At 55.9% G+C, this 4,956-nt stretch carries 8 protein-coding genes; 4 read left to right on the top strand and 4 right to left on the bottom strand.

Annotation, left to right across the window (positions count from 1 at the left end; translation table 11 throughout):
- Window positions 1–567 precede the first annotated feature (567 nt).
- Window positions 568–813, top strand: coding sequence for a helix-turn-helix transcriptional regulator (locus tag WCI03_14980; protein ID MEI8141155.1), 246 nt, complete (start codon window positions 568–570; stop codon window positions 811–813).
- A gap of 196 nt (window positions 814–1,009) precedes the next feature.
- On the opposite strand, the gene WCI03_14975 is transcribed toward WCI03_14980, so the two are convergent.
- From WCI03_14975 to WCI03_14965, 3 genes are all read right to left on the bottom strand, one after another.
- Window positions 1,010–1,327 (bottom strand): hypothetical protein, encoded by a 318-nt coding sequence (locus tag WCI03_14975; GenBank protein ID MEI8141154.1) that lies wholly within the window; start codon window positions 1,325–1,327, stop codon window positions 1,010–1,012.
- A gap of 117 nt (window positions 1,328–1,444) precedes the next feature.
- Window positions 1,445–1,603, bottom strand: a complete 159-nt coding sequence (locus WCI03_14970) for a hypothetical protein (GenBank protein MEI8141153.1) — start codon at window positions 1,601–1,603, stop codon at window positions 1,445–1,447.
- Between the two features lie 16 nt (window positions 1,604–1,619).
- Complete coding sequence (locus WCI03_14965; GenBank protein ID MEI8141152.1) at window positions 1,620–1,823, bottom strand: hypothetical protein; 204 nt, start codon at window positions 1,821–1,823, stop codon at window positions 1,620–1,622.
- Between the two features lie 27 nt (window positions 1,824–1,850).
- Between WCI03_14965 and WCI03_14960 the strand changes: the two genes are divergently transcribed.
- Both WCI03_14960 and WCI03_14955 read left to right on the top strand, forming a co-directional pair.
- Window positions 1,851–2,363, top strand: coding sequence for a Fic family protein (locus WCI03_14960; GenBank protein ID MEI8141151.1), 513 nt, complete (start codon window positions 1,851–1,853; stop codon window positions 2,361–2,363).
- Window positions 2,364–2,751: 388 nt separating this feature from the next.
- Window positions 2,752–3,153, top strand: coding sequence for an NAD(P)H-dependent oxidoreductase (locus tag WCI03_14955; GenBank protein MEI8141150.1), 402 nt, complete (start codon window positions 2,752–2,754; stop codon window positions 3,151–3,153).
- Between the two features lie 179 nt (window positions 3,154–3,332).
- On the opposite strand, the gene WCI03_14950 is transcribed toward WCI03_14955, so the two are convergent.
- Window positions 3,333–4,082, bottom strand: coding sequence for a hypothetical protein (locus tag WCI03_14950; protein MEI8141149.1), 750 nt, complete (start codon window positions 4,080–4,082; stop codon window positions 3,333–3,335).
- A gap of 200 nt (window positions 4,083–4,282) precedes the next feature.
- Between WCI03_14950 and WCI03_14945 the strand changes: the two genes are divergently transcribed.
- Window positions 4,283–4,927 (top strand): hypothetical protein, encoded by a 645-nt coding sequence (locus tag WCI03_14945; protein ID MEI8141148.1) that lies wholly within the window; start codon window positions 4,283–4,285, stop codon window positions 4,925–4,927.
- Window positions 4,928–4,956: the final 29 nt, after the last annotated feature.

Here is a 4,956-nt window from a genome sequence, read left to right as displayed (position 1 = left end):
TGCTTATGCAGCCTGAGCTGCTGAAAATGAGGCTGAAAAAGTGCGAAAGATCACTTTGAAGAATTATGAAATAATAATTGAACTGGCGACTTGTACTTAGGGTAACCCCGCCCACAGTTTTTTTAGAGCATTTACTGGCCAATCAGCTGCCGTTTTTCCTGACCACTGACGGGGCGCTTCTTCAGAGAAAGCCCTTCAAGTTATAAGCGGAATTCCTTAGGCGTTTGACAAGGCGGCGGCCTTCCCCACGTGTGGAAAGGAGCAATCCAACAAGTGGGACCACGTTTTCTTTGGAGATTATGCCTTCGGAGATTGTTCTTCGATCTCTCTATTGACTCTCTTCTCACCCGCTACGCCTCCGTCACGGCACCTGCTTCAAAAGGCCAGGTGCCGCGCCAGAGCTACGCGGCCTTCGGTCTCTCTATTGACACCCTATGGACCCAAGTCGCTTCAAAGGGCCGGTCTCTCCGCCGCTTTATGCTTCAACTTCACCCCAAAGGCGGCCGCCATGACACCCCGTAACATCGTGAAGGCGGTTTCGCGCTCGCGGATCCGCGCAATACCGCAATGTCCCGAAACGACATTCCCGCGAATCGCCAGCACACGACATCCCTGATCTCCGGGGCCATCCGTGATCGCCGCCGTGCCATCGGCCTGTCCCAGGAGAAATTGGCAGAGCGTATTGAATGCCATCGCAATTACGTTGGCACCGTTGAGCGCGGCGAACAGAACGTCACCTTTGACCTGGTCATGCGTTTCTCCAAGGCGCTCGAGACGTCTCTTGGGACGATCATCATTTCTGCCAAACTTTGACCGCTATATTGTCCAATTCGTGACGCCGGACTAATACATTCGCTGATTCAGGATGAGCGTCCCGAGGGCCTTGGGTCATCGGACGTCAAAATCAAGGAAATAATCGCGGTACGGAATAAGGCACCAACTTCCGATCAATACCAGATGGCGTAGGACTCCGGCCCCATGAAGCTTCTCCAGCACCTGTCCGCAAAGCTCAGACTGCTTGTTTTGCACGAAGGGCCTTTCGCATGAATTTGATTTGCATCCGGACGTCTTTCAACAACTTCCGGTATTTGACGCGGTATTCTTTGGCGGCCTTGTATTTGGCCACGTCCGATTCACTCATATCGCGCCCCTGGTACTTGAACCGGACACGACCTTCCTCCCGGGAGGCGAGGTAATAATAGGGGCGGCCGCTAATGATTTTGATAACCAGACTGCCGTGTGGCAGATCCGCCACTTTACGGAGGTAGTCGCGCTCCATCCGGAGCGAGTTCTCCAGTTCCTCGGCTAGTAATTCCTTGATGGCCATATAGTCCTCTTACCAAACATACATTGGTAAAAAGATGCCATGTTTGGTAACTCCTGTCAAGTTTACCAAACATATGCCGGTATTGTGGTTGCATGTTTGGTAAAACATCTGCTTTGTTCATGGTATGTTCCTGATTTGACGGATCAATTCTGTCCGGACTTGGGCGGCGGTCTCCTGATCCCGTTTGTCGTCGCGCATCAATTCCGCCCCATTCGTCCCACTGGTCCATCCTCCTTCCATCGATCCGTCCCATATGTCCGCTACGTCCGATTCCACATAAAGCAAACCCCTCTCACTGCATAAACCGATGAGTCACCCCAATACCCGGCAAAAGCATCTGCCCACTACTGAGCGTGATGAGGGTGGGGGCCTCTTCCTCCCGGTAACTCGCACTCATTTCAACCCGCTCCACTGGAACATTCCTCTCCTGTCCCCGATTCCGCAGGAACCGCCCCAAGGTCAGTACCATGCTGTCTATAAAAATTGGTGCGCCCATATTCATTCCTCCATCACTCAAATTGCGATGCAGGCCCGATCACTGGATTCGGTAGGGGCAGAAACACGTGTAACCGCCGGAATGATCTGTTCTTTGCATAAGGACTGGCTGGGAGGCATTTATCCATGGGCTGGGCATTACAGGAATGTTGAATTAGCCAAAGGTGGTTTCAGATGGCCGCCAGCCTATCTTGTCCCCCGTCACATGGCGGGTTTTGAATCCGGCCTTCTCGCTGAATACACCCCATGCCGGCCTGCGCCGCTTCCCGAAGTGGCCACCCGGATTGCCATGGTGCACGCGGAATTACTGTTGATCCACCCCTTCAGGGATGGAAACGGACGTTTGGCGCGCTGGGTGGCTGCCCTGATGGCGGTCCAGGCCGGATACCCATTGCCTGAATTCCGGTTTGCTGGCAGGAAATCAAGGAAGGAAAGTGATGACTATCTGGCGAGTGTGCAGAAGGGGTACGCCCAGGACTATTTTCCGCTTGCCGACTTTTTTGAGAACGCCATCCGCCGCCGCATGGAGGAGGGTTCATGAAGGACCACGGCAGCAGGAATGGTTGCGCCTTCAAAGATACTCGATTCCCGAGCGTCTTCACGGAGTGTCCGTTGAAGGCTCCTTGTTTTCCTCAGATAAGGATTGCTGATTGAAACTCGAGGAATTACTCTAGGAAGGTGTTGCGTTTTTTTTATGCGGTGTACCCGCCGCATACAAATAACGCCACATTTGCATCTTCTTCGCGATCTTTGCGTGCTTCTGTTCAAACTCTTTTGTTCATCCTCTCGGTGTCTCCATGTCTCGAGCGCAGCGGGTGGTGAACATATTTTCTTTGCGCCCTTCGCACCTTTCATGGGCGCCGGAGTACCGTAGGCGGCTGTTCAAATTATTAATTGGTTCATTCGAAATTGGTAAAAGGAGATAGTCGATGAAAATACTCGGAATATGTGGGAGCCCCAGGGGCGCCAAAAGCCAAACCCGGGCCTTGCTTGACGCGCTACTGGCTGAAGCCAAAACCAAAGGGGCCCAAGTCGAATTCGTCGATCTGGGCAAGGTTCGGATCGGATTCTGCCAGGCGTGTTATGCCGTAACGGTAGGCGCACAGTTCGTGGGCAGCGTGGATGCCCGTGTTCCCCTCAAAGATACCGATTTTGCTTCAGCTCGGAAGTTGGGCGCCTCTATGGTTGAAGCGATCTCGGCGAAACAGTCATGGCCGGATCAGACCCAAGCGATTGAGTCCCAGCGGACACGTTTCCGCAACCTCATTGCCTTCCACAAGGATCACTGGCCCTACGAGTATAAGTATTGGCAGGATAAGGGCTGGATGTGATGTTATGGAGTATGGGAAAAGAGGTAATACCTTTATAAGAGGGTATGCGGCCCAATACGAAGCCATTTCAGATTACAGAGCCAATCGTGCTCCAGCCATTTCCTTCAACGAAGAGGACCGCGCCCAGCAGAAGAGTGAGAAGAAGCGGTGATTTTCCTGCGCCATACATCTATAATTATTCAATATTGACTCGGTTGCGCAACAGGTTGCATGGGTTGTGTTGCCGTGCCGTCAGCCATCTCGGCCAATGGCGTCTCAACCGCTGACACCGGTACCGTAACGGTCTCTGGTTGCATCACTCCCGGCGCTTGCTCCTGGACCTCCGGCGCAATAGCCGGCTCGGGCGCCACTGGTTCTGCCGCAACCGGGGTCGCCAGCGTCTCCGCCTCCCTCGCCCCTTGAGGGAGAGGGCCAGGGTGAGGGGTTTCCGGATGATGGGATGCCGGTTCGGCCGCCAGTACAGGCTCCACCACAACCACTGGCGGCGTCACCGGTACCGGCTCCTGCTCAGGCGCCGCGACGGGAACCGGGTCGGGCAGGGGAACCGCCGTCTCCACCACAACCGGTTCCATCACCACCACCGGCTCTACGGGCACCACCACCGCCACCGGTTCAGGCACCGCCATGACCGGCGGCAGGGAAGGCGACTCCACCACGACTGGATCGGCTACCACTACTACCGGTTCCGGTTCAGCACTTGCCGTCTGACCGCTGATTTCTGACTCCGCGCTCCGGGTCAGCGACACTCCCTTACCCAGCGCCATATCCCGGGCGATCAGGTTTGGCTGGTAGCCAAGTGAGATGCCGTCTGCCTTCCGGGAGTATCGCCTGTCGATCCGGCTATTCGAGCGGGGAATTGCCCAGGCGATTGACGGTGGGGAGTTCGAGCAGGCGTTGGCCCTGTGCGACGAGGCAATCAGCATCGGCATGGGTAAAGCCTACGAGGCCAAGCGGGCGTCGATCGAGAGGATGACATAGTCCGCCCTGTCAGCCAGACCCCGTCATCCCGTTATTCCAATGTCGAGGGGGCGCGGGGGCAGGTCTGGATCACTGCCAACCAGTTCAAGCACCTGGACGATTCCTGGCGCGAAATCCTCGCGTCATATACAGAGCAAGAAAGGACGAAGTAATGAGTAAATCGAAATCGATAGATGTATTGACCGAACCCGAGATCCTGCGGCATACCCAGCGGATCTTGGAACTGCAAAAAGAGGAGCGGAAGGCGCGGGAAGAAATGGGGCGGATTGTGGCTGGGATTGGCGCCGAACTGATCGCCGCCAAAGAGGCGCTCGACAAGACCCCGGACAAGACCGCTTGGCAGCGCTGGCTCAAGGGCCACGTGCATTACTCCGCCGATACTGCGCAGAACTACATGCGGGTCGCCCGGTTCGCCGAAAAAAACCGAAACGTTTCGGTTTTTTTGGGTCTGGATCCCAGTCTCCTGTACAGGATCGCCGGGTTACCCGACGCGATCGCCACCCCGCTCACTCCTGATACGCTGCTGACCGACCCGCGAACTGGGCGGCAAACCGCCCTCAGTCAGATGAGCGCCCGGGAGTTGGACCGAGCACTCGACGCCCTGGAGGGCAAGACGGTCCCACAGAATCCGAAACCGGTCTCCGCGGACATCACGTTGGCAGGTGAGACCCGTGAGGACGCTGCCGCCGACGCCCAGCGAATCATGGGCCTGCTGGCCGATCAACTGGCGGATATCCGCAAACGAAAAGGCTCGTTGACCGGTGCCTCAATGTTATTTCCCGCAAATAGCGCGTAGTGCCGTCTGTTTTTGAGCCGGAGTGAGGA

The sequence above is a fragment of the bacterium genome (assembly GCA_037143175.1).
Taxonomy (GTDB): domain Bacteria; phylum Verrucomicrobiota; class Kiritimatiellia; order CAIKKV01; family CAITUY01; genus JAABPW01.
This window is presented reverse-complemented; position numbering and strand designations above follow the sequence as displayed.